At 62.4% G+C, this 21,886-nt stretch carries 16 protein-coding genes; 5 read left to right on the top strand and 11 right to left on the bottom strand.

Annotation, left to right across the window (positions count from 1 at the left end; genetic code table 11):
- Nucleotides 1–4: 4 nt before the first annotated feature.
- Nucleotides 5–1,087, bottom strand: a complete 1,083-nt coding sequence (locus P0D73_RS34805) for a LacI family DNA-binding transcriptional regulator (RefSeq protein WP_132380955.1) — start codon at nt 1,085–1,087, stop codon at nt 5–7.
- A 230-nt stretch (nt 1,088–1,317) separates the two neighbouring features.
- Entirely contained in the window at nt 1,318–2,223 is a 906-nt protein-coding gene (locus P0D73_RS34810) for a LysR family transcriptional regulator (RefSeq protein WP_408320254.1), read from the bottom strand.
- A 96-nt stretch (nt 2,224–2,319) separates the two neighbouring features.
- Between P0D73_RS34810 and P0D73_RS34815 the strand changes: the two genes are divergently transcribed.
- The 3 genes from P0D73_RS34815 (at nt 2,320) to P0D73_RS34825 (ending at nt 7,340) form a co-directional block, all read left to right on the top strand.
- Nucleotides 2,320–5,907, top strand: coding sequence for an indolepyruvate ferredoxin oxidoreductase family protein (locus tag P0D73_RS34815; RefSeq protein ID WP_408320252.1), 3,588 nt, complete (start codon nt 2,320–2,322; stop codon nt 5,905–5,907).
- Nucleotides 5,908–5,915: 8 nt separating this feature from the next.
- Nucleotides 5,916–6,848, top strand: a complete 933-nt coding sequence (locus tag P0D73_RS34820) for a branched-chain amino acid transaminase (RefSeq protein WP_408320250.1) — start codon at nt 5,916–5,918, stop codon at nt 6,846–6,848.
- Between the two features lie 66 nt (nt 6,849–6,914).
- On the top strand, nt 6,915–7,340 hold the full coding sequence (locus P0D73_RS34825; RefSeq protein WP_408290576.1) for an acyl-CoA thioesterase: 426 nt from the start codon (nt 6,915–6,917) through the stop codon (nt 7,338–7,340).
- Nucleotides 7,341–7,475: 135 nt separating this feature from the next.
- Here the strand turns inward: P0D73_RS34825 and P0D73_RS34830 are convergent, their stop codons facing one another.
- Both P0D73_RS34830 and P0D73_RS34835 read right to left on the bottom strand, forming a co-directional pair.
- Entirely contained in the window at nt 7,476–8,984 is a 1,509-nt protein-coding gene (locus P0D73_RS34830) for a pyridoxal phosphate-dependent decarboxylase family protein (RefSeq protein ID WP_408434911.1), read from the bottom strand.
- A 314-nt stretch (nt 8,985–9,298) separates the two neighbouring features.
- Nucleotides 9,299–10,849 (bottom strand): bifunctional AfsR/SARP family transcriptional regulator/alpha/beta hydrolase, encoded by a 1,551-nt coding sequence (locus P0D73_RS34835; protein ID WP_408320246.1) that lies wholly within the window; start codon nt 10,847–10,849, stop codon nt 9,299–9,301.
- A gap of 118 nt (nt 10,850–10,967) precedes the next feature.
- Here P0D73_RS34835 and P0D73_RS34840 point away from each other — a divergent pair, with 118 nt between their 5' ends.
- A complete protein-coding gene (locus P0D73_RS34840; RefSeq protein WP_408320244.1) occupies nt 10,968–12,350 on the top strand; it encodes an FAD-dependent oxidoreductase in 1,383 nt (460 codons plus the stop codon).
- Nucleotides 12,351–12,751: 401 nt separating this feature from the next.
- Complete coding sequence (locus P0D73_RS34845; RefSeq protein ID WP_408434913.1) at nt 12,752–14,110, top strand: hypothetical protein; 1,359 nt, start codon at nt 12,752–12,754, stop codon at nt 14,108–14,110.
- A gap of 292 nt (nt 14,111–14,402) precedes the next feature.
- Here P0D73_RS34845 and P0D73_RS34850 read toward each other — a convergent pair whose 3' ends face one another.
- The 7 genes from P0D73_RS34850 to P0D73_RS34880 all read right to left on the bottom strand — a co-directional run bounded on the left by P0D73_RS34850 (nt 14,403) and on the right by P0D73_RS34880 (nt 21,832).
- A complete protein-coding gene (locus tag P0D73_RS34850) occupies nt 14,403–14,678 on the bottom strand; it encodes a hypothetical protein (RefSeq protein WP_408315508.1) in 276 nt (91 codons plus the stop codon).
- A gap of 76 nt (nt 14,679–14,754) precedes the next feature.
- Nucleotides 14,755–16,398: an FGGY-family carbohydrate kinase gene (locus tag P0D73_RS34855; RefSeq protein ID WP_408315510.1), complete on the bottom strand. Its 1,644-nt coding sequence runs from the start codon at nt 16,396–16,398 to the stop codon at nt 14,755–14,757.
- A gap of 98 nt (nt 16,399–16,496) precedes the next feature.
- Complete coding sequence (locus P0D73_RS34860; RefSeq protein ID WP_132380975.1) at nt 16,497–17,225, bottom strand: SDR family oxidoreductase; 729 nt, start codon at nt 17,223–17,225, stop codon at nt 16,497–16,499.
- A 152-nt stretch (nt 17,226–17,377) separates the two neighbouring features.
- Nucleotides 17,378–18,661 carry a sugar ABC transporter permease gene (locus tag P0D73_RS34865; protein ID WP_165923991.1) on the bottom strand — a complete coding sequence of 428 codons (1,284 nt, stop codon included), beginning with the start codon at nt 18,659–18,661 and terminating at the stop codon, nt 17,378–17,380.
- Nucleotides 18,658–19,479, bottom strand: coding sequence for an ATP-binding cassette domain-containing protein (locus P0D73_RS34870; protein ID WP_408180917.1), 822 nt, complete (start codon nt 19,477–19,479; stop codon nt 18,658–18,660). The genes P0D73_RS34865 and P0D73_RS34870 overlap by 4 nt, the downstream gene beginning before the upstream one ends.
- A 90-nt stretch (nt 19,480–19,569) precedes the next feature.
- Nucleotides 19,570–20,574, bottom strand: a complete 1,005-nt coding sequence (locus P0D73_RS34875) for an ABC transporter substrate-binding protein (protein WP_408315513.1) — start codon at nt 20,572–20,574, stop codon at nt 19,570–19,572.
- A gap of 292 nt (nt 20,575–20,866) precedes the next feature.
- Nucleotides 20,867–21,832, bottom strand: coding sequence for a helix-turn-helix domain-containing protein (locus tag P0D73_RS34880; RefSeq protein ID WP_408315515.1), 966 nt, complete (start codon nt 21,830–21,832; stop codon nt 20,867–20,869).
- Nucleotides 21,833–21,886: the final 54 nt, after the last annotated feature.

Below are 21,886 nucleotides of genomic sequence, written 5' to 3' on the forward strand. Positions count from 1 at the left end.
CCGGCTAGCGCTTTTTGCGGCGGGCAGGACTGCGTGGCGCGCCGCACGACTCGCGCACGATCATCCGCATGGGATGTTTGGAGCGGCGGATGCCGGACGGCGCGCTGCCGTCGATCAGTTGCAACATCATGTCCGCTGCTTCGCGGCCGACGTCGCGCGGGTTTTGCGTCACCACGGTCAATGCCGGCGACGCGATTCCGGAATACTCGTGCTCGCCGATGGAAATCACCGACAGGTCTGCCGGGATCGACAGCCCGGTTTCCCGCACGACTTCAAGCACGATGGCCACGTCGTTCAGCGTGGCGATGATCGCGGAAGGCGGCTGCGGAGCGCTGAGCAGCGCCCGGCAGACGTCCTTGTTGAAGGCGCTGGTGCGCAGCACGAGCGCCGGATCGAGCGCGATGCCGGCGGCCTCGCACGCGGCCAGATAACCACGTACCATCTCGCGGCCTACCCACGTGTTTTCGTGGCCGGCCACGAGCGCAATCGCGCGATGCCCGAGCGACGTGAGATAGCGCACAGCCTGACGACAGCCGTCGGCGTGATCGGTCAGTACCGAATTGAATTCGCCCTGGGCATCGCGCTCCCACAGCACGACCGGCATATTCAGGGTATGCAGGAAGTTGAAATAGGAAGGCGTCTCGTCGTCGGAAATCGCGCCGATGAATCCGTCGATGCGGCGTTGCTTCAGGCTCGACAGAATGGCCCGCTCGCGCTCGAGATCGTAATGTGAATTGGCGATCAGAATCTCGAAACCCCTTGCCCGCAGGCGCTCTTCGGCGGCGCTCACCATCTGTGCGGCGGTGTGCTGCGTGATGTCGGAAATCAGACAGCCAATCGCGCTCGAACTGCCTTTGCGCATGCTGCGTGCCACCACGTTCGGCACGAAATTCAACTCGGCCACCGCGGCACGCACCGCCTCCTGAATGGCCGGCGCCACATTCTCGCGGCCGTTCAGCACACGCGACACCGAACCGACCGACACCTTCGCGAGACGCGCGACGTCCTGCACGGTGGGCGAGCCCTGCGGAGATTTGCGGCTGCGCAACGCAGGCTTAACGGGTTTGCTGGCTCTCTCTTTGGGCATGACGGAAGGCGGAACAGTGGTCGATCGATTCTCAATGAATCGATGCATCGGGCCGATTATAATGCGTCCCGGCTCTAGCTCATGTCAGCGCGGCCTTACGGCGCGGGCCGGCAGTCGTCCGTGCACAAGGAAAACAGTCGTCAGGCCATGCGAAAAACAGATACGTCTGGATTGCCAGCGTCAATTCGGGCGGTGCATGTCATTCTCACCGAGCCGCTCACACCTTCCTTTCAACTCCAGCATGCATGAATCAGGAACTGCTGGAACGCAACGGCCGGCGTATCCAGCGTTGCGCCTTTGCGCCACAACATGCCCGCATCCATCTGCGGAATCGCGTTGAAAATGGGCCGCGCGTCGATCCGCTTGCCTTCCAGCGACCACGGTCGAAACACCATGTCGGACAGAATCGTGACGCCGAAACCATGCGCGACCAGACCTCGCAGCGCTTCCATTGAACTGGTGCGAAAGGCGATATTCGGTTCGACATCGTTCTGCTTCCAGTAACGCAGCGTGGACTGCTCGCCTTCGTCTACCGTAATCAAAATATATGGATAGCTCGCGATATCCGCGAGCGAAGGCGCATTGAGTTGCGCAAGAGGATGGGTGGGCGCGGTCCACAACTGCCGGCGCGAGCGAATCAGTACATGGTGCCCGAAACGCCTGATATTTTCGACGTTGGAGAGCAGAACGATGCCGAGATCGACGTCGCCGGAGAGCACGGCCTGCTCGATCGATTCGCGGTCCAGGTCGTGCAGATCGATCACGATGTCGGGATACGTCGCGCGAAAACGCGCCATCAACTCGGGCAGGAAATAGCCCAGCACCGTATACGATGCCGCAATGCGCACGGTCCCTTTCAGATCGTGCGAGCGGAACGGCGCCTTGTAGACCGCGTCGCGCACCGAATCGAGTATGTGTCTCGCGTGGTTCAGAAAATCGTGCCCGTCCGGCGTCAATGTGACGCCTTGGGGCAGGCGTTCGAATAGCCGCGTACCCAGGGTTTCCTCCAATGCCAGCACGGCATTGGTGATCGCCGATTGCGACACATGCTCGGCCGTCGCCGCCATCGAAAACTGCCCGCTCTGGGCGGCCGCCACGAAGTAACGCATCTGCCGCAGGGTAACGTCTTTTGACATGTGTTTTTCGAATAGCAGGATTCGGTATTCGTGATTTTACGTTGGAAATTCCGCTTCCTATACTCCGCTTCCAATAAAGCCGCCGGAGACCTCACCATGAACGCCCCGCTAACGTCCCCGCTACGTGACGCGCTTGCCGACCTATCGCTCGACGACAAATACACGCTCGAAAAGGGCCGCGTTTATATGAGCGGCACTCAGGCGCTGGTGCGGCTGCCTATGCTGCAGAAGGCGCGCGACCGCCGCGCCGGCCTCAACACGGCGGGCTATGTGTCCGGCTATCGCGGCTCGCCGCTCGGCGCGCTCGATCAGGGCCTATGGAAAGCGAAGAAGCATCTGAAGGAACACGACGTCGTGTTTCAACCGGGGGTTAATGAGGACCTTGCGGCGACTGCCGTGTGGGGCACGCAGCAGCTCAACCTCTGGCCGGGCGCGAAGGTCGACGGTGTCTTCGGCATGTGGTACGGCAAGGGGCCGGGTGTAGATCGCACCGGCGACGTCTTCAAGCACGCGAATTCGGCCGGCACCGATCCGAACGGCGGCGTGCTGGTGCTGGCGGGCGACGACCATGCGGCGAAGTCGTCGTCGGTCGCGCATCAATCCGAGCACATGTTCGTGGCAAGCGGCATTCCGGTGCTCTATCCGGCAAGCGTGCAGGAGTATCTCGACTATGGTCTGCACGGCTGGGCTATGAGCCGCTACGCAGGTCTGTGGGTTGCGATGAAATGCGTGACGGACGTGGTCGAGTCAAGCGCGTCGATCGACATCGACCCGGACCGTTTGCAGATCGTCCTGCCCGACGACTTCGACATGCCCGAAGGCGGCCTGAATATCTGCTGGCCCGACCCGCCGCTGGCACAGGAGGCGCGTCTGCTCAACTACAAGTGGTACGCGGCGCTCGCCTACATTCGCGCGAACAAGCTCAACCGCGTGGTGATCGACAGCCCCACTCCGCGCCTTGGCATCATGACCGCGGGCAAGGCGTATCTCGACGTGCGGCAGGCGCTCGCCGACCTCTCGCTCGACGACGAAACCTGCGCGCGCATCGGCATTCGCGTGCTGAAGGTGGGTTGCGTATGGCCGCTCGATGCGCAGAACGCGCGCGACTTCGCAACCGGGCTCGACGAGATTCTGGTGGTCGAAGAAAAACGCCAGATTCTCGAATATGCGCTCAAAGAGGAACTCTATAACTGGCGCGACGACGTGCGCCCAAAGGTGTTCGGCAAGTTCGATCAGCGTGAGGACGAAGGCGGCGAATGGTCCGTGCCGCGCGGACAGACTTTACTGCCCGCGCACTACGAACTGTCGCCCGCCTTGATCGCGAAAGCGATCGCCCGGCGCCTCGCCAAAGCCGATCTGCCTGCCGATCTGCGAGTGCGAATCGATGCGCGCGTGGCCGTGATCGAAGCCAAGGAGCGTGAGGCTGCCACGCCGCGTTCCGTGCCGGAGCGGCAGCCGTGGTTCTGTTCGGGCTGCCCGCACAACACGTCGACACGCGTGCCGGATGGCTCGCGCGCACTGGCCGGCATTGGCTGTCACTACATGTCGATGTGGATGGACCGCAAGACGGAGACCTTCAGCCAGATGGGCGGCGAAGGTGTCGCGTGGACCGGCCAGATGCATTTCACGGATGAGCGCCACGTGTTCGTCAATCTGGGCGACGGCACCTATTTCCATTCGGGTCTGCTAGCGATTCGCGCCTCCATTGCGGCAGGCGCGAACGTCACCTACAAGGTGCTCTACAACGACGCGGTCGCGATGACCGGCGGCCAACCGGTAGACGGTGTGCTCACAGTCCCGCAGATCGCGTTTCAGGTCGTTGCCGAGGGCGCGAAGCACGTGCTGATCGTGACCGACGAGCCGGAGAAATACGACGCGAACATTCGTCTTCCCGAAGGAGTGACGGTCTATCACCGCGACGAACTCGACCGGTTGCAGCGCGAGTTGCGCGAAGTGGCCGGTACATCGATTCTGATCTACGACCAGACCTGTGCGACCGAAAAACGCCGGCGCCGCAAACGCGGTACGTATCCCGATCCAGCGAAGCGCGCCTTCATCAATGACGCAGTGTGCGAAGGCTGTGGCGATTGCTCGGTGCAATCGAACTGCCTGTCGGTCGAGCCGCTGCAAACGTCGCTCGGCACCAAGCGCAAGATCAATCAATCGTCGTGCAATAAAGACTTTTCGTGCGTGAACGGCTTCTGTCCGAGTTTCGTTACGGCTGAAGGCGCACAGGTGAAAAAGCCCGCTAAGCACGCATCCGCAGCCGCGTTGCCCGATTTCGCGGCACTGCCGCGGCCCGCGATTGCTTCGTTATCCAAGCCGTATGGCGTGCTGGTGACCGGTGTCGGTGGAACCGGCGTCGTGACGATCGGCGGCTTGCTTGGCATGGCGGCTCACCTCGAACACAAGGGTGTCACCGTGCTCGATATGGCTGGGCTCGCGCAGAAAGGCGGCGCTGTGCTCAGCCATGTGCAGATCGCCGCGGCACCCGACCAATTGCACGCCACGCGGATCGCGGCCGGTGAAGCGCGCCTGATTCTCGGCTGCGATGCGATTGTTTCCGCTTCCGCTGAAGTGCTGGCACGCACGCAACGCGGCGTGACGAAAGCGGCGATCAACAGCGGTGCCACGCCGACCGCACAGTTCGTGCGGGATCCGCACTGGAGTTTTCCGGCCGATCAGACACGACAGGATCTGCGCGCGAGCATCGGCGACGACTGCGACTTCATCGACGCCAATCGTCTCGCGCTCGCACTGTTAGGTGACACACTCTATGCGAATCCTCTGTTGCTCGGCTTTGCCTGGCAACGCGGCTGGCTGCCGCTCAGCTACGCAAGTCTCGATCGCGCGATCGAACTGAATGGCGTGGCCGTCGAAAAGAATCGTCTGGCGTTCGAATGGGGCCGCTACGTCGCGCAGCACGGTGAAGCCGCCGTGGAGGCTTTTACGCCGCTCGCCGGCAAGCAGCAGGCCATCGTCGTGCAGATGCCCGAATCGCTGGACCGGCTGATCGAGCGCAACGTCGAGCGGCTGAGTGTCTATCAGAACCCGCGTTATGCGGCGCGCTATGTTGCAGCCGTCGAACGGCTGCGCGAGAAGGAAGCGGCTGTTGTGCCTGGGTCGAAGCCCCGGCTCACGCCGGTGGTCGCGCGCAATCTCGCGAAACTGATGACCTATAAGGACGAGTACGAAGTGGCCCGTCTGTATGCGGACCCGGCCTACATGGACAAGCTGCGCGCGCAGTTCGAAGGCGAGCCGGGTCGCGATTACAAGCTCGCGTTCCATCTCGCGCCGCCATTGCTCGCCAAACGCGACGAACACGGCCGCCTGAAAAAGCAACGATTCGGGCAATGGATGCTCACGGTATTTCGCGTGCTCGAAAAACTCAGGTTCCTGCGTGGCACTGCGTTCGACGTATTCGGCAAGACGGAGGAACGGCGCAATGAACGTGAGCTGATCGAACAGTACTTCGCGCTGGTCGACGAGTTCTGCGCAACGCTCGACGTCGCCCGATTCGATGCGGCGCTGAAGCTCGCCGATCTGCCGGGCGAGATTCGCGGCTTCGGTCACGTCAAGGAGCGCAACGTGCTCGCCGCGGCACCGAAGCGCGAACGCTGGCTTGCCGAGTACCGGGCCGATGCGGACAGCACGCCGCCCGTTTCATCCTCTCAATCTTTCTAAAAAGCGTTATGAAAACGACTATGCATGACCGTGACGGCGTGATCTGGCTAGATGGCGAACTGGTGCAGTGGCGGGACGCGCAACTCCACTTTCTGACTCATTCGCTCCACTATGGCATGGCGGTATTCGAAGGCGTCAGGGCATACGAGACCGCCGCGGGTCCCGCGATCTTCCGGCTCGACGACCACACGAAAAGACTGTTCAATTCCGCAAAGATCTTTGAAATGGCTGTGCCTTTCAGCGCAGAGACGATTCGCGAGGCGCAACTGGAAGTGGTGCGCCGCAATCAGCTGACCGCGTGCTATCTGCGGCCTCTCGTATGGCTCGGCAGCGAACAGATGGGCCTCGGTGCGCGCGGCAACACGGTTCACGTCGGGATCGCCGCGTGGCCTTGGGGCAGCTATCTCGGCGAGGAGGGACTCGTGCGCGGCATTCGTGTCAAGACATCGTCGCTATCGCGTCACCATGTGAATGTGTCGCTGGTTCGCGCCAAGGCGAGCGGCTACTACATCAACTCGATTCTGGCCAATCGCGAAGTCACCCGTAACGGTTACGACGAGGCGCTGCTGCTCGACACGGAAGGCTATGTGTCCGAGGGCGCGGGTGAAAACGTTTTCATCGTGCGAAATGCTGTGCTGTATACGCCGGACCTGGCCTCGTGCCTCGACGGCATCACACGCGCGTCGGTCATTGAAATCGCGCGGGATCAGGGCCTTCAGGTCGTCGAAAAACGCATTACGCGCGACGAAATGTACTGCGCCGACGAAGCCTTTTTTACGGGCACGGCAGCCGAGCTGACGCCCATTCGTGAACTCGACGATCGCGTGATCGGCAACGGAGAGCGTGGACCGGTCACCGCAAAGCTGCAGGACACGTTCTTCGCCGCGGTCGCCGGCAAATCGGAACGCTACGCACACTGGCTGACGCACGTGGTCCGCTGAACGCGATATTTGCCAGGAGCCGGGCGCTATCGTGCAGCTCCCGCTCACTTACGACACGAGACCGCCATGCCCGCCTCCTCATCCTCGGAACGCCTTCCCGCCCACGCGATGCCCGTGCTGCGCGTCGTGCCCCAACCGTCGAGCGCCAACGTACACGGCGATGTCTTCGGCGGCTGGATCATGTCACACGTCGACATCGCCGGATCGATTCCCGCCAGCCGGCGCGCGAACGGCCGTGTCGTCACCATCGCCGTCAATTCGTTCACGTTCAGACAGCCCGTTTTTATCGGCGACCTGTTGAGCTTCTACGCAGAAATCGTGCGCGAGGGACGTACGTCGATCACCGTCAACGTGGAGGTCTTCGCTCAACGCATGGGCATGGCGGCCGACGTCGTCAAGGTGACGGAAGCTACCCTCACCTTTGTAGCCACCGACTCAGCGCGAATGCCACGCCCTTTGCCACCCATCGACCCGCTTCCACGTCAACGCTGAACTACTCGTAACGGGCATTGGCCTCCGAAAGACGAGCGTTGCCTGATCGGCCATAGCCGAACGATGCCGAGGTTCCGGAGGCGCATATTGATTCTGCTTTCAACGCCGAAGCGGAGCGAGACTCGAACAAACAAGTCAGGCGGTGCGGCTTGCACTCACAATCTGGTGCCCAAGCCGAACGATTTCATTGACCAGCAGATCCAGGTCATCGCGGCGGGTGCGGTGGTTGCATATCGCTACCCGCAGGCAATGCACTCCGTGCACCGTCGTGTCGGACAAGGCCGCGATGCCCGCTTCCTGTAGCCGCAGCATGATCTCGATGTTGAGCGCCTTCAATGCTCCCTCTTCCACCCCCTCCGGACGATATCGGAAGCATACGATGTTGATATTCGTTGGCGCGACCAGTTCGAGAAGGGGCTCGGCCTTGATCAGGCCGCTGAGGTAGCGACCCTGTGCGATGTTCTGATCGATCAGGCGGCCAAACTTCTCGACTCCATGCTCTTTTAGTGCCATCCAGACCTTCAGCGCACGGAAACCTCTCGTCGTCTGCAGTCCGTACTCATACAGCCAAGGGGCCGACGCGATTCCGCGCGGCGTCGGCTCCAGATATTCCGGTGTCACCGCGAACGCGCCTCGATGGGCAGAGGCGTCGCGAACCAGGGCGCAGCCGACTTCAAACGGTGCGTGCAACCACTTGTGAGGATCGAGCGCGATGGAATCCGCCCGCTCAATTCCTGCAACGCGATTTGCATTTTCGGGAGCGATCGCAATCAGCGCGCCGATGCATCCGTCAATGTGCAACCAGAGGTTCTCTTCGGCGGCCAGATCCGCCAGCGCCATCAGATCGTCGATCGCGCCGGTGTTAACTGTCCCCGCTGTCGCTATCACACAGGCAGGCTGAAATCCCGCCGCCCGATCCTCTGCGATCGCAACGCGCAGGGCGGCGAGATCGATCCGTAGTTCGACATCTGTCGGGATGTATCGCAGCGCTCGGTTTCCCATGCCTAGCGCCTCCATGGCCTTTCGGTGGCAGCTGTGGATCTGGTCCGAGCCATAGAAACGCAAGGGCCGCTCCATGGCGGCGACACCATGCTCGCGCACGTCGATGCCGGCCTTGGCGTTGCGCGCCACTGTCAAACCAATGATATTGGCCATTGAGCCACCGCTCACCAATGTGCCGCTGGCCGAAACTGGAAAACCGATCATCTCCTTGCACCAGTTGACCACTTGCCGATCCATCAGGGCAGCAGCATGATTGCCGCCACCAAGGTTAGAGCCCTGGATTGCCGCCAGGAAATCTCCCAGTGCACCGGTGAAGTTGCTAGCCCCCATATACCAGGACCAAAAGCGCGGATGCACGTTGCCAAGCGGATAGGGCAACACGTTCTCGGCAAGCTCGCGATAGATCCCTTCCACCGGCGACGCCGACCGTGGCAGCGCTTGCTCGAATAAGGCTGTGACATCCGCCGGCATGTTTCGCCACACCGGCCGGCTGCGGACATCGCGCAGGTAGTCAACCGCATCGTCGATGATCTGGTGGGAAAGTGTCCGCAGCCCGGTCCAATCGTCCGGATCGAGCGTTTCCTCGAAGCGCGGCTGGACTCCGGGGAAAGCGCGCGAACCAGCGGCATCTTTCTTATCCATCACGGCACCTGTTCGATCAAGGAGTAACGTGTTCGTGTCGCGATAGCCATGCTCAGGAGCGCAGGCCCTGTCGGCACAAGTCCGGCGATCTGACAACCTCGGGAGAGATGAGCCGTTCAACGAACAAGAATAATCCCAAAAGGCCGCTTCCGAGAAGACGGACATTCAACGCGCGCTTGTCACGGCAGTCGAACGGTTACATCGTCGGATATTGCGATTCAGCGGCGCTGCATAGGTAGGTTTCATCTGAATCGCACTTTGCCTCGAGCGGATATATTGGCCTGCATCTCTCATCTCTCATCTCTCGGTCGCAGTCACGCCGCGAGACTGCCGACAAATTGCTTGATGTTGTCCAGGACGGGTTGCTGGTCGCCCGCGAAGACCCAGTGATCGGCACCATCGAGTTCGACGAATCGCGCCTGCGCGATGTGGCTGGCGAGATGCCGGCCGGCGCCGATGCGAACGGCGCGGTCGCCGTGGCGGTGGAGCACCAGAGTCGGAACGGAAATTCGGCCCAGGAGATGCCGCACATCCATATCGCGCAACGCCTCGAGCACGCCCTTGATGGCTCCCGGGCTCGACGCGGCCCGCAGCAAGCCTGCCCACCAGGCTCTCGCCTGCGAATCGCAGGAGAGGCTCGGCGCGAATGTTTCGATACCGGCAGGACCGCCCCAGACGGCGACGAGCTGCCGCAGCCACGCGTCGTACTGGCTAGCCTGCAGCGCGTGCGGATAGTCGGATGCCGCGCTCCCCTTCGCCAACGAGCCGAAGAGAACGAGGCCGGCGACACGGTCGGGGTGATCAGCAGCAAATTTGATGCATGCCGGTCCGCCCTCGGACGCGCCGAACAGAACGACCCGGCGGCTGCCAGCGGCGTCAAGCACGGTGCCGATGTCCTGCGCGGTCGCGTCGACGCTCGGATTGAACCCGACCCGGTCGGAAAGCCCGATGCCGCGACGATCGAGCAGGACAAGACGGCCCATCTCAGTGAGCGCGGACAGGAACGCCCGGCACCGGGGCTCCTCCCAGACCCGTTCGACATGGGACACGAAACCGGGCAGCACCAGAACATCAATGCGGCCGGCACCATAGGTCTGGAACGCGAGATGGACGCCGCCACCGCTGACGTAACGCGTCGACGGCGGGTCCTCGATGGGTAACGTCGCGCCCGCATCAAGCAGCGCGCGGGTCTCGGATTCGGGGGCTACATTGAGCTCGTCGCGAAGGCGCTGCGTCAGGGCCTCGAGGTGCCGCTGGGCTGTGGCTCGGTCTCCGGCGAGCAGAAGGTTGCGGATGAGGTGCCGGCCGTACACTTCGCTGAGCGGATCGAGCTCAACAAGACGGCCGGCATGGGCGGCGGCGGTCGCGTAGTCACCGGCCGCATTCTTGTCGTGCACCACTCGCTCGAGCGCCTGGATCGCCCGGCCCCGCAAGGCCTCCCGGCGAAAAAAAGCCCACTCGTCGAACTGCGGGCAGTCGCCGGGCGAAAAACCTTCGAGAAAGTCGCCGGGATAATGACGGCAGGCCCGCTCGAACTCGCCGCGGTCGCAGGCTTGCTCGAACAGCTGGGAATCCAACTGCAAGTCGATCGCTGATGACCATCGAACCGTCGACCGGTCGGTGGCGAGAACGTCGTCGCCAAGCGTGAGCTGGAGGCGATGCAACAGACGCCTCAGGCGCGCCCGTACAACCTCTTCGCCGCCTTCCGGCCACAACATCGTGGCGAAGACGTCACGCCCGACTGAGCCGTTCGCTTCGGCCAGGTAGACCAGCAGGGCCATGCCCTTGCGCAGGGGCAGCTGACACAGCCGGCCGTCCCGACGGATCTCCGGAAATCCAAGCGTCCGCACGCTGAACAGAGCCATGGCGAGGCGACCCTCAATGACGGCGTCCGGGGGACGCTCAGGGGACGAAGCAATCCTACCATTCCCTGCAAGCGATGGTCACTGGACTCATTGCGACGGATTGAACTGGAGGATTGCCATGAAGAACCTGGGCGAGCATGCGATCGTGATCGGCGCCAGCATGGGTGGGCTCCTGGCCGCCCGCGTGCTGTCGGATTTCTATACCACAGTCACCTTGCTCGAACGCGATGCGTTTCCGGCAGCAGACACGCCGCGCAAGGGCGTGCCACAGGGTCGTCATACCCATGGGCTCCTTGCGCGCGGCAGCGCGGTACTCGAGGAATTCTTCCCGGGATACAACGCCGAGGTCGTCGCCCAAAGCGGCGGCTTGATCGGTGATGTCGCCAACGATGTGATCTGGATAGGTCGCAACGTCAGGCTTGCTAACGGCACGAGCGACCTGATCGGTCTGCTTGCGAGCCGTCCCGTGCTCGAAGGCCATCTACGCCGACGGCTCCTCGGATTGCCGAACGTGCGCGCCATAGAAAGTTGCGCTGTGCGTGGCCTTGCCACCGACCCCGTTCGCAAGAGCGTGACCGGTGTGCGCATATGTGTCGAGGGCAAACCGGAAGAGACACTCAACGCGGACCTTGTCGTTGATGCGACTGGCCGTGGCTCATCCAGTGCGGCGTGGCTTGAAGCACTCGGCTACCAACCTCCCGCCAATGAGAAGGTCGAGATCGGCATCTGCTACACGACCCGTACCTATCGACGTCGGCCGACTGATCTTGACGGCAAGCACGGTATTGTTGTCGCCGGTAGTGCGCCGAACTGGCGCAATGGTGTCCTGCTCGCGCAGGACAACGACAGCTGGATCGTCAGTGCCGGAGGTTTTCTTGGCGACGACGCACCGGACAACGACCAGGGCTTTCTCGCGTATCTGGCGACGCTGCCGACCATGGAGATTCACGACGTTGCCGCGAGAGCGGAACCGCTAACCGATTACAAGCACTACCGCTACGCCTCCAGCCTGCGTCGGCGGTACGAGAAGCTTGCACGCTTCCCCGGGAACTACCTGGTTTTTGGTGACGCCATCTGCAGCTTCAATCCGGTCTACGGGCAGGGTATGACGGTCGCGGCAGAGGAAGCGCTGACGCTGCAGCGGTGCCTGCGCGCGGGCTCGAACGATCTTGCGCGTCGATTCTTCCGGGCGGCCGCGAAGATCGTCGATATTCCGTGGGACATCGCCGTTGGCAACGACCTCCGCCATCCACAGGTCAAGGGCGCGCGCCCGCCGATGCTACGTTTCATCAACTGGTACATTGGCAAGCTTCACCTTGCCGCGACGCGCGACAGCACGCTGGCGACGGCGTTTCTGAAGGTTGTCAACCTGATGATGCCGCCGTCGTCGCTGCTCAGCCCTGCGATCGCCAGGCGGGTCTGGCAGGGCAACCGGAGGCCTGTGCTATCGGCTCCCTCGCCCGCAATCGAAGCAGCAAGGCGAAATAGCGCATCGTCGTGACCGGGCATCACGGTTGACCAGCGCAGGCGTCTAACGCGCGCTCGCCACGAACGTTTGCCACGGCCGACAAGCGAAAGGCGATCTCGCGCGAGCGAATGGCCGTTGGACTTTTGCAAGCGGCCGTTGCCGGTCGCGATGACGAACAGCACTTGAGGGTCGAGAAGGCTTATTCGTCAATAACGAAAGCTGACACTCGCCGACACCTGGTCGCGAATGTCGGCAAAGCGACCTGCAACGGCCGCACGTTCCTGATCGGCCATGAAGGTCGCCGGGCACAAGGCAGTCAGCATCCGGGTCGTCAGAACGGCTCATTGGATGATGGATGACAACTCCGAGGACAGTCTCCCCTCCCTTATAATCCCCGCATTGACAGTGATTTCACCGGCGGAGAGCCCCACTTTATGAGTCAGCCAAATGGGCGACATCCTGGATCGCGAGGCAAGGGTCCGCGTCAATCGCGCCAACCCTCAAATACGACATCCCACCGACAGAACAAGCCATACGTAAAAACGCCGCCCGCGCGAGACCCAGCCCAGACGGCGTCCATTTTCAAAACGCGTTCGTTTAAATGGCTTGTCGACGCGGTGGGCGCGGAGAACATCGCACTGGGACTCGAATCCAACCTGACGCGCGTGGCCGAGTTGATCAACGGAGAGAGATTCACACCCGAGACGGCTTTCCACATCGAAACGACGCTCGGTCTACCCGACGGGTTTTTCGATCAACCCAATCCTGCGCTCACATCCGAAACGATCAGTCGCTTGAGGGCGCCGCTCAACTTTATTCGCGCGAATGCTGAGCCAGAATCGGCGGACGGGCAGCCAGTGGAACCGGCTCCTGCAGTACTGGCGAATCACCACCCTACCCCCACTGACCGTTTGCCCAGGAAATCAGAAATGCCAAAGAGAACCGATGGCGACTCGCCACAGGCCGTCGCGAAGCGCAACCCTGCAGCGGCAAGAACTGCCACGGCTCCCTCGTCGAAACCGGCATCAGCGAAGGCCAAAGCGTCCATGAAGTCCGGGGCCCAGCAATCCTTGCCGTTGACCGACGTGGCAGCTCTGCAAAACATTCGTCGCGCCAACCTGCACGTACTCACCTCACGTAAAGGATCGAAGGTGCGACTGAGCGCAGTAGTGAATATCAGCGCCTCCAACCTGGACAATCGTCTGTATGGACAGAAGCGCATGGACGACGCTGAAGCCAACCGTTTCACCGAACGCCTTGGGTTGCCGACTGCCTGGCTGGACGTTCCGCGTTCAGTCTCAGACATTCCTGAGTCTGTCTCGGCTCTGCTTGATCCGCTGTCGGGTCGATCTGCACCTGATCAGCAGGAGCTTCCTGCCGCGAAAAGGCCGGAAGCGGTGGTGGCAAGAAAATCCGCGACAAGACAGGCAAAAGCCGCGAGCGACCGACACGCCCAACCGTCCGAGGCGGATCACCCCAGCGGCAGCGTCGTTACGAAGGCAGTCGTGGAGCAACAGGATCCGGGACTTCCGCATGCCTCCGATCTGGCAATCCGGCAAACTGTCGACAGCGATTTCCCACCGTCCGCCTCCCACCAGCAGCCCGCGCCGGCTTCCATCACAGAGGTCATCGCGGAGCCGCGCCGTTCTGCTCCCGTGACCAGTCTTGGCGATCTGATCGGTATTGAACCGATCGCAGAGGCGCTGATCAAGACGCTCGCAGGTAAGGCACGAACCGGTCGTCTTGACGAAATGAAAGCGCTGGAACTATTGCGACAGATCGTGTCGCTTTGACCTGAACGGGAGTTGACCGGAATTTTGCGGCGGGCGCGCTGCCAGGCCCACCCTTCATTTCAATGCATTTTGCGACGGCAGGTTGATCTTGGCTTGATGCGGGATTGCGAGACGGTCCCGCTAAAATACCTCACCAAATCAGGCGCTTCCTGTCTGCCGTTTGCCCCCTTTCCGTTTTGCCCCCTTCCCGTTTTGCTCACTCCGCCGAAGTTTTCGCATGCCGGAGTGACGCCTGCCCTGCGCTCGACGGGCGGAACTCTAGTCGTGTCGAGCCGATGGAGATTATTGCCGTTCAAGCTAACCGCCGTTGCTTCGCATCCAGGTCAGCGACGCCCGGCAGCAAATAATGCCTAATGCGTCCGATCGGGAAATCGAACGTTCCGCGCAGGTTGATACTTTCGAGATCTGCCAGCGGCACGACCTCGATCTTTTCCCGATTGTGCATTCGGTTCTCGAAGAACAGCCGATTGCGATGGAGCGAAAACTTCCCGCTCGACGGATCGCCTGACACAGACACTGGATGCCCTTCGACATCTTCGCTGTTTAGTCCGCCGACATCCACAGCCACCCTCACGATCAATCAGGAAGCGGCGACATGAATTCAATCATTGATCTCTCTGGCAAACGCGGGCTGATCGTCGGACCTAGCGAATTTCCCTGGCCACGGTCTGCAACTGCCTGAAGGCGCGATACCGCGCCTCGTGCAATGCCGCAATGTCACCCGTGTCCGACTCGTAGATCCTACCGATCTGCGACATTCTGGCCATCGCCGAGCGCACGTCGTCGAACAGGCCGCCAGCCACGCCGCCCAGGATCGCCGCGCCCAGCAGCACGGGTTCTTCCGCCCGCGTCGCAAGCACGGGCTTTCCCGTCGCATCGGCGAGCAGTTGCCGAACGAGATCGAGTCGCCCCGCGCCACCGCTGATGACCACCCGCTCGATCGGTGCGCCGGCCATCGCCTGTGCTTCGATGATCTGGCGAAGGCCGTAACCGATACTGCAAATGCCGGCAATGTAGAGGGCGACCAGACTGTTCAGGTCGTCCTCCATTCCAAGGCCCGCAATCACGGCTCTTGCGTGTGGGTCGGCCAGCGGGGCACGGTTTCCCAGGAACTCCGGGACGACATGCAGGCCGTTGGCCAGCAACGCCGCGCCCGACAGGCTGTCCGCCGCCTGCGCCGCGAGACCGGCAAGCATCACCGGCAGCGGGTGGCCCTCGTGCTCTGCGCGACGTCGGACGTCTGGGGCTGCGGGGTGCATCGAAAGCAGTCGTTCGATCGCCGCGCCCGCTACCGATTGGCCGCCCTCGTTGAGCCATGCATCCGGCACCATCGCCGAAAAATAAGGCCCCCACACGCCGGGCACGAAGACCGGACTGCGGGTCGTGGTCATCGTGCACGATGAGGTGCCGAAGACGTAGGCGAGGCAGGACTCGGGCTCGCCGTCGGCGCCGACCGTGCCGATCCCCCCGGCATGGGCATCGATCACGCCCGTGGCGACCGGCGTTCCGGTTCGCAGGCCGAGCTGCGCGGCGGCGTCTTCGGTCAGTCCGCTGCCCAACGGCGTACCCGGGTCGACGACGGTCTGGCCGATGCGCGCAAAAGCCTCGTCCGCCAGCACGCCGAGGCCGATGCTCCGAAAGTAACTCTCGTCCCAGCGCCGCTCGTGCGCCAGATAAGTCCATTTGCAGGTGACCGTGCAGGTGGATCTCGACAGATCCCCGGTCGCGCGCCAGGTCAGGAAGTCGGTCAGGTCGAAAAACTGCCACGCCGCCTCGAACACGCCCGGCCTGTTCTCGAGGAGCCACAGCAGCTTCGGTGTTTCCATTTCCGGCGAGATCTTGCCGCCGACAAACTTCAGCACCTCGTGGCCCGTCGTATTGATGCGCTCCGCCTGTGCCACGGCGCGGTGATCCATCCAGACGATGATGTCGCGCTCGGCTTGCTCGGAAGGGCCCACGGGCAGGGGCTGGCCGCCCTCGCCCAGCACGACGAGCGAGCAGGTGGCGTCGAAGCCGATGCCGGCGACCTGATCGGGCGAGACGGCGGCCTGCGACAGCGCATCCTTCACGGAAGCGCAGACGGCGGTCCAGATTTCGCCGCTCGATTGTTCGACGATGGAGCCGCTTGCATGGAACAGCGTGATGTCACGCCTGGCCGAGGCCACCATGCGACCGGCAAGGTCGAAGATTCCAGCCCGGGCGCTGCCCGTGCCCACATCCACCCCGATGACATGGAGCGCATCGCGCGTGCTGTCTGTCGCGCCGGAGGTCGAGTTTTCTGAGGTCATAGCTCGCTGCCTGGTCACTGTCTGCTCATTGCCTTTTTGGGGGAGGCGTTCCATGTTGACGGCGAGCCACACAACCGCGCCCGCGTCTGGCACGCATTTCAGAGATCGACGTTGTTTGGAAGAATCACGAGATCGCGGATGGTCACGTTGCGCGGCCGCGTCAGCATGAAGAGCACCGCATCGGCGACCTCCCTGGCCTGCATCAGGCTGCCCGAAGCGAGCGCTTCGTCCATCTTCGCCTTCGGCCAGTCGTCGAGCAGTGCGGTGACGACCGGGCCCGGGGCCACCGCGCCGACCCGCACACCATGCTTGGCGAGCTGGCGCCGGGTCGTGTGGACAAAGGCCTGCACCGCAAATTTGGACGCGGTGTAGATCGGCTCCCACACGACCGGGACGATGCCCGCGATGGAACTGGTAAAGATAATGTCACCCGATTTCTGCGCGACCATGTGCGGCAGCACGGCGTGGACCGATCGGAACGCGGCATTGACATTCAGGTTCAATACGCGATCCCACTCGTCCGGATTTCCATCCACGACATCGCCGCCGACGTAGGCGCCGGCGTTGGCATGGAAGATATCGAGGCCACCGGCCAGCTCGAGGATTCTCGGCAGCATCGCGGACACCTCCGACGGCTGCAACAGATCCACGGCCAGCGGCAGTGCGTTCGGCCCCAGTTCTGCGCACAGTTGCACGAGCCTGTCTTTCGCACGGTCGATCAGAACGACCTTTGCGCCTTCCGCGAGCAGGGTGCGCGCGCACTCCAAGCCGATGCCCGATGCCGCGCCCGTGATGGCGGCAACTTTTCCTTTCATGGATTCACTCATTGACTGCTCTCCTGTGTCGACCGTAGTTAGCGCTTTAGCGCTTATTCCGGTCCCATGCGGTTTGATGGCGGTCGACCGGAGTTAGCGCTTTAGCGCCTATTCCGGTCCCATGCAACCGCGGTCCCGTGCAAGATGATTGCTGATTGCTCGAATTACGCGCGACCATGCGAGACGCGGGACTGCCGGGCAAGCGAGTCGACGATCACCGCGATCGCCAGCACCGCGCCGGTGATCATGAAGCGCAGCGAGGACGACAGGTTCAGCAGCGTCAGGCCGCTGGCGATAGACTGGATCACGATAATGCCCAGTACTGCGGAATACGCGCTGCCTCGGCCGCCGAACAGGCTGGTGCCGCCGATCACGGCCGCTGCAATGGCGTTCAGGTTCACGTCGCCGGTGCCGGCCTGCTGACTGGCCGAGGCGAGCCGTGCCGCGGTCAGCACGCCGCCGAGTGCGGCGAGACTGGCGCACAGTACGAAGGCGCTGGTGTAGATGGCGCCGACATTGATGCCTGCCCGTCTCGCAGCCTCGTGATTACCGCCGACCGCGTTCATCGACCGGCCCCAGCGCGTCCTTGTTAGCGCATAGTCCATCGCGACCGAGAGGCCGAGGAAGATGCCGAACATCAGTGGAACGCCACGTCCCTGGTTGAGGTAGGCAACCACAGCCTCCAAAAGTACGGTGATGGCCAGGGCGCGCACACAAAGACTGCCCACGGAGGGCGCCGAGAGATTGGATGCACGGCGGCGCTCACGCGTGCGCAGCCCGATCACCAGCATCACGACACCGGGCACCAGCGCAAAGAGGTACGAAACGACAGCCGGGATGATGATGAGTTGCCCGAGGTTCACCATCGTCGAACCATAGGGGAGGTTGATCGACCCGGTAGCACCTAGCACATACAGCTGCATCCCGAGGATCGCGAGCAACCCGGCCAGCGTCGCGACGAAGCTCGGCATGCCGAGCCGGTTGAGCAGAAACGCGTACAGTGCGCCGACCACCGCACCGACGACGACCGCGGCGACGATGGCCAGCAGCACCGGCCAGCCGTGGTTGACCCAGAGCATTCCGACGAGGGCCGAGGCAAAGCCGCTCATCGAACCCACCGACAGGTCGATCTGCCCCACCATCAGCACGCAGACGATCCCCAGCGAGATCACGCCGACCGTCGAGCAGTCGAACAGCAGGTTGACCAGGTTGTCGGCCGAGAGGAACACCGGGTTCAGGCTGGTGAACACGGTCCAGATGATGATCAGGCCCGCGACGACCGGCAGCGATCCCAGATCGCCCGAGCGCACCCGCTCGACGAAGGCGGCCACGGTACCGCCGACTCCGGTGGCGTGCTTGACGCGGACATCGCTGCGGTCGAGCAGCGTGGACGGCTGTGGCGCGCCTTGCGGTTCAGGCTGCGAGCCGCCTTGAATATCGTTGCTCATGACGGCTCCTTAGTCTGGGTGCCCTGTTCGGCCTGGCGTCGGCCGGCGCGACGCGACACGGCGTTCTCCGTGGCGCCGGTGATCGCGGCCACCAGTTCCTGATTCGAGGAGTCGGGATAGAAGACGCCATTGTTGCGGCCCAGTCGCAGCACCACGATCCGGTCCGCCACGGCGCGAACGTCCTCCATGTTGTGGCTGATCATGATCACCGCGTGACCGCGGTCGCGCACCCGCTCGATCAGATTCAGCACCTCGGCGGTCTGGGCCACGCCCAGCGCTGCCGTCGGCTCGTCGAGCATGATCAGCTTCGGGTCCAGCAGCAGCGAGCGCGCAATTGCGACGGTCTGGCGCTGGCCGCCCGAGAGCGACGCGACCACATCGCGCACGCTCGGAATACGCGCCGACAACTCGTTCAGCAGCGTCCAGGCCTTCACCTCCATCGCGACCTCGTCGAGGCGCAGCGGATTCAGCTCGCGCCCGAGGTAGATGTTCGCGACGACGTCGAGGTTTTCGCACAACGCCAGGTCCTGGAACACTGTGGCGATGCCGAGATCGAGCGCCGCGCCCGGATTGGACAGCGTGACCTCCTTGCCGCCGAAGGTAATGGTGCCGGTGCTGGGTTGATGGACCCCGGCTAGAACTTTCACCAGCGTCGATTTGCCGGCCCCGTTGTCGCCCACCAGGGCGACCACTTCGCCGGCATGCACGTCGAGCTCGATGTCCGTCAAAGCCGAGACCGCTCCGAAGTGCTTCGAGACGCCGCGCAGGCTCAGCACCAGTTCGCCGCGCCTGGATCGTGTCGTGGAGTTGTCAGTCATGGGACGGATACCTCATTGAGAGTAGACGGACCCGGCACGAGCCGGGTCCGTCGGGCGTTTGTGCCGCATTTGCGTCAGCTATGCGCCAGATCAGTAAGTGATTCCCAGCTTCTTGCATCCTTCGGCATACCGATCAGTACACAGGTCCTTGCCGCTCGCGAACCCCTTGTCGACAACTTCCGCCTTGAGGTTCTTCGCCGTGATGACCGCCGGCTTGAAGAGCTGGGACGGCGTATTGAAGAGCGTCGTTTCAGCCTTCGGCGTCTGCCCGGAAAGGAAGCCGACGGCCACCTTCGCCGCTGCGGCGGCGACGATCTCGCTCGGCTTCAGGATTGTGTTGTACTCGTCGCCCGCGATGATCAACTGCAATCCCGCGAGCGTCGCGTCGTTGCCGGTCACGGGGGGCACCGGGTTGACGCCGGCTGCCTTGAAGGCCGCGACAGCCCCGCCGCCCGTGCCATCGTTAGCGGCCACGACACCGACAATCTGCGAGCCGAAGCGCGTGATCTGCCCGCTGACCCACTGCTGGGCCTTCGGGGGCGCCCAGTCCGGTGTGTCGTACTCGGCCAGCGTCTTGTAGCCGCTCCCCTGCAGTCCGGCGTGGATACCCTTCTTGATCAGTCCGGCGGCCGCGTCGGTCGGCGAACCGTTGACTTCGAGCACGCCGCCCTTGGTGGTCGGCACGCCGGTTTCCTTCAGGTGCTGGACGAGTGACTGCGCGATGGCCTTGCCGATGCCTTCGTTGTCGAACGAAACGTAGTAGTTGGCCGGCGTCGAGGGCACGGGCCGGTCATAAGCGATAACCTTGATACCCTGGCCCTGCGCCATGTGGACCAACGACGCGGCGGCCGTCGAGTCGACCGGGTCGAGGACGATCACCTTGGCGCCTTGCGCGATCACCGAGTTGAACTGCTGCTGCTGCGTCGAGACATCGGCATTGGCATTCTGGTAGAGGACCTTGCAGTCGGGGCAGAGCTTGCTCATTTCGGCTTTGAAGCCGGGGAAGTCATGCTGTTCGTAGCGGGTCGACGCCTGGTCGGGCATCAGAAAGGCGACCGTGCCACTGGGGGCGGCCAGCGCCGCCGTGTTGCTCAACAAGCTCAGGCTCAGGGCGCTAGCGCCGATTAGTTGGTTCGAAAGTCGGGTCATCGAATGTCTCCATTATTAGAAAAATTCCGGCGTAGCTGCTGCCGTGTCTGCGTCGCGAGTGAACTCCTTGTTGTAGTTTTTCGTCGTTGCTAGCGGCTTCCAGACCAATGCCCATTACCTGCCTCACTTGCGTTGGCCCGATTATGGGAAAGTTGCCGCGTCGTGTTTCATATCCCATGTACTGCGCGATGTCTCCGTTCCACGGGCTGAAAGTGTTGCGCCTTTATTTATCGTGTAGTCATCGCCGGTCTTGCACAACTGCGGCATCAGGCGATTCAGCACCACTGGCAGCGTTAAGTTGTTGGTAGGCGCGCCATCGCGAAGGCGACATGTCCTTAAGGGAAAGGAACTGGCGGTTAAAATTCGAGAGGTTATTAAAGCCGACCTGATAGCAGATATCGGTGATGTTCAGTTCACCCGACATCAATAATTGACACGCGAGATTAATGCGCAGCCGGTTCACATAATGCACGAAAGGCACGCCGGTGTGCCGACGGAAGTATCGCGAGAAGGCACTGACGCTCTGTCCCACAAGTTCGGCCAACTCCGTTTCGCGCAACTCTTGCGACAGGTTCTTGCCAATGTAGGAAAGCACGTGATTGATGCGCGCCTGCGCATAGCGCGCCGGGTCCGCACAATAAGCAGCACTCGCCAGTTTCACCGGCGCGACGCTTTGCACGAGCAAGTCAAGCAAAGCAAGAAACAACGTGATGCGCCGCATGCCTTTCGCGCCCAGCATCTCGCGCATGATCGGTTCAGCTGCCGCGCCCGTTTCCGGTGTGAACAGTACACCCCAACGCGATGCATCGAGTAACAACTCGACGCGTTTAAACTCCGGGAAAAGCTTGATTGCGCGCGTAACGAACTCTGCATCGAATTGCAGAATAAGACAGCGTTCATCCACACGGTCGCCCTGCGGCACATTGCTGACCCAGTTGTGCGGCAGATTCGATCCCACCATCACGAGATTGCCAGGCGCGAAATTGCCGATGTAATCGCCTACGAAGTATTTGCCCGTCGTCGACGTAACCAGCTGAATTTCGTATTCAGGATGGAAATGCCAGCGCACCGTGCGATAGGGATACCCGTGGGACCAGATCTTGAACGACTCGTCGCGCGGCACGGCGACCAGTTCCAGATCCGGCTGAGCGATTTCGGCGTGGCGGGCATCGGTACGCGCCGTGACACCCAGCGTCGTCTGCATCTGTCTTCCTCCTGAGCCCATTCTGCTTTTGACAGTCGCATATGTCGCATTGCG

The sequence above is a fragment of the Paraburkholderia sp. RL18-101-BIB-B genome (assembly GCF_046026985.1).
Taxonomy (GTDB): Bacteria; Pseudomonadota; Gammaproteobacteria; order Burkholderiales; family Burkholderiaceae; genus Paraburkholderia.

Coding starts and splice junctions, on each gene's coding strand:
- P0D73_RS34805 (WP_132380955.1), bottom strand. CDS start 1,087: ATGCCCAAAGAGAGAGCCAGCAAACCCGTTAAGCCTGCGTTGCGCAGC.
- P0D73_RS34810 (WP_408320254.1), bottom strand. CDS start 2,223: ATGTCAAAAGACGTTACCCTGCGGCAGATGCGTTACTTCGTGGCGGCC.
- P0D73_RS34815 (WP_408320252.1), top strand. CDS start 2,320: ATGAACGCCCCGCTAACGTCCCCGCTACGTGACGCGCTTGCCGACCTA.
- P0D73_RS34820 (WP_408320250.1), top strand. CDS start 5,916: ATGAAAACGACTATGCATGACCGTGACGGCGTGATCTGGCTAGATGGC.
- P0D73_RS34825 (WP_408290576.1), top strand. CDS start 6,915: ATGCCCGCCTCCTCATCCTCGGAACGCCTTCCCGCCCACGCGATGCCC.
- P0D73_RS34830 (WP_408434911.1), bottom strand. CDS start 8,984: ATGGATAAGAAAGATGCCGCTGGTTCGCGCGCTTTCCCCGGAGTCCAG.
- P0D73_RS34835 (WP_408320246.1), bottom strand. CDS start 10,849: ATGGCTCTGTTCAGCGTGCGGACGCTTGGATTTCCGGAGATCCGTCGG.
- P0D73_RS34840 (WP_408320244.1), top strand. CDS start 10,968: ATGAAGAACCTGGGCGAGCATGCGATCGTGATCGGCGCCAGCATGGGT.
- P0D73_RS34845 (WP_408434913.1), top strand. CDS start 12,752: ATGAGTCAGCCAAATGGGCGACATCCTGGATCGCGAGGCAAGGGTCCG.
- P0D73_RS34855 (WP_408315510.1), bottom strand. CDS start 16,398: ATGACCTCAGAAAACTCGACCTCCGGCGCGACAGACAGCACGCGCGAT.
- P0D73_RS34860 (WP_132380975.1), bottom strand. CDS start 17,225: ATGAGTGAATCCATGAAAGGAAAAGTTGCCGCCATCACGGGCGCGGCA.
- P0D73_RS34865 (WP_165923991.1), bottom strand. CDS start 18,661: ATGAGCAACGATATTCAAGGCGGCTCGCAGCCTGAACCGCAAGGCGCG.
- P0D73_RS34870 (WP_408180917.1), bottom strand. CDS start 19,479: ATGACTGACAACTCCACGACACGATCCAGGCGCGGCGAACTGGTGCTG.
- P0D73_RS34880 (WP_408315515.1), bottom strand. CDS start 21,832: ATGCAGACGACGCTGGGTGTCACGGCGCGTACCGATGCCCGCCACGCC.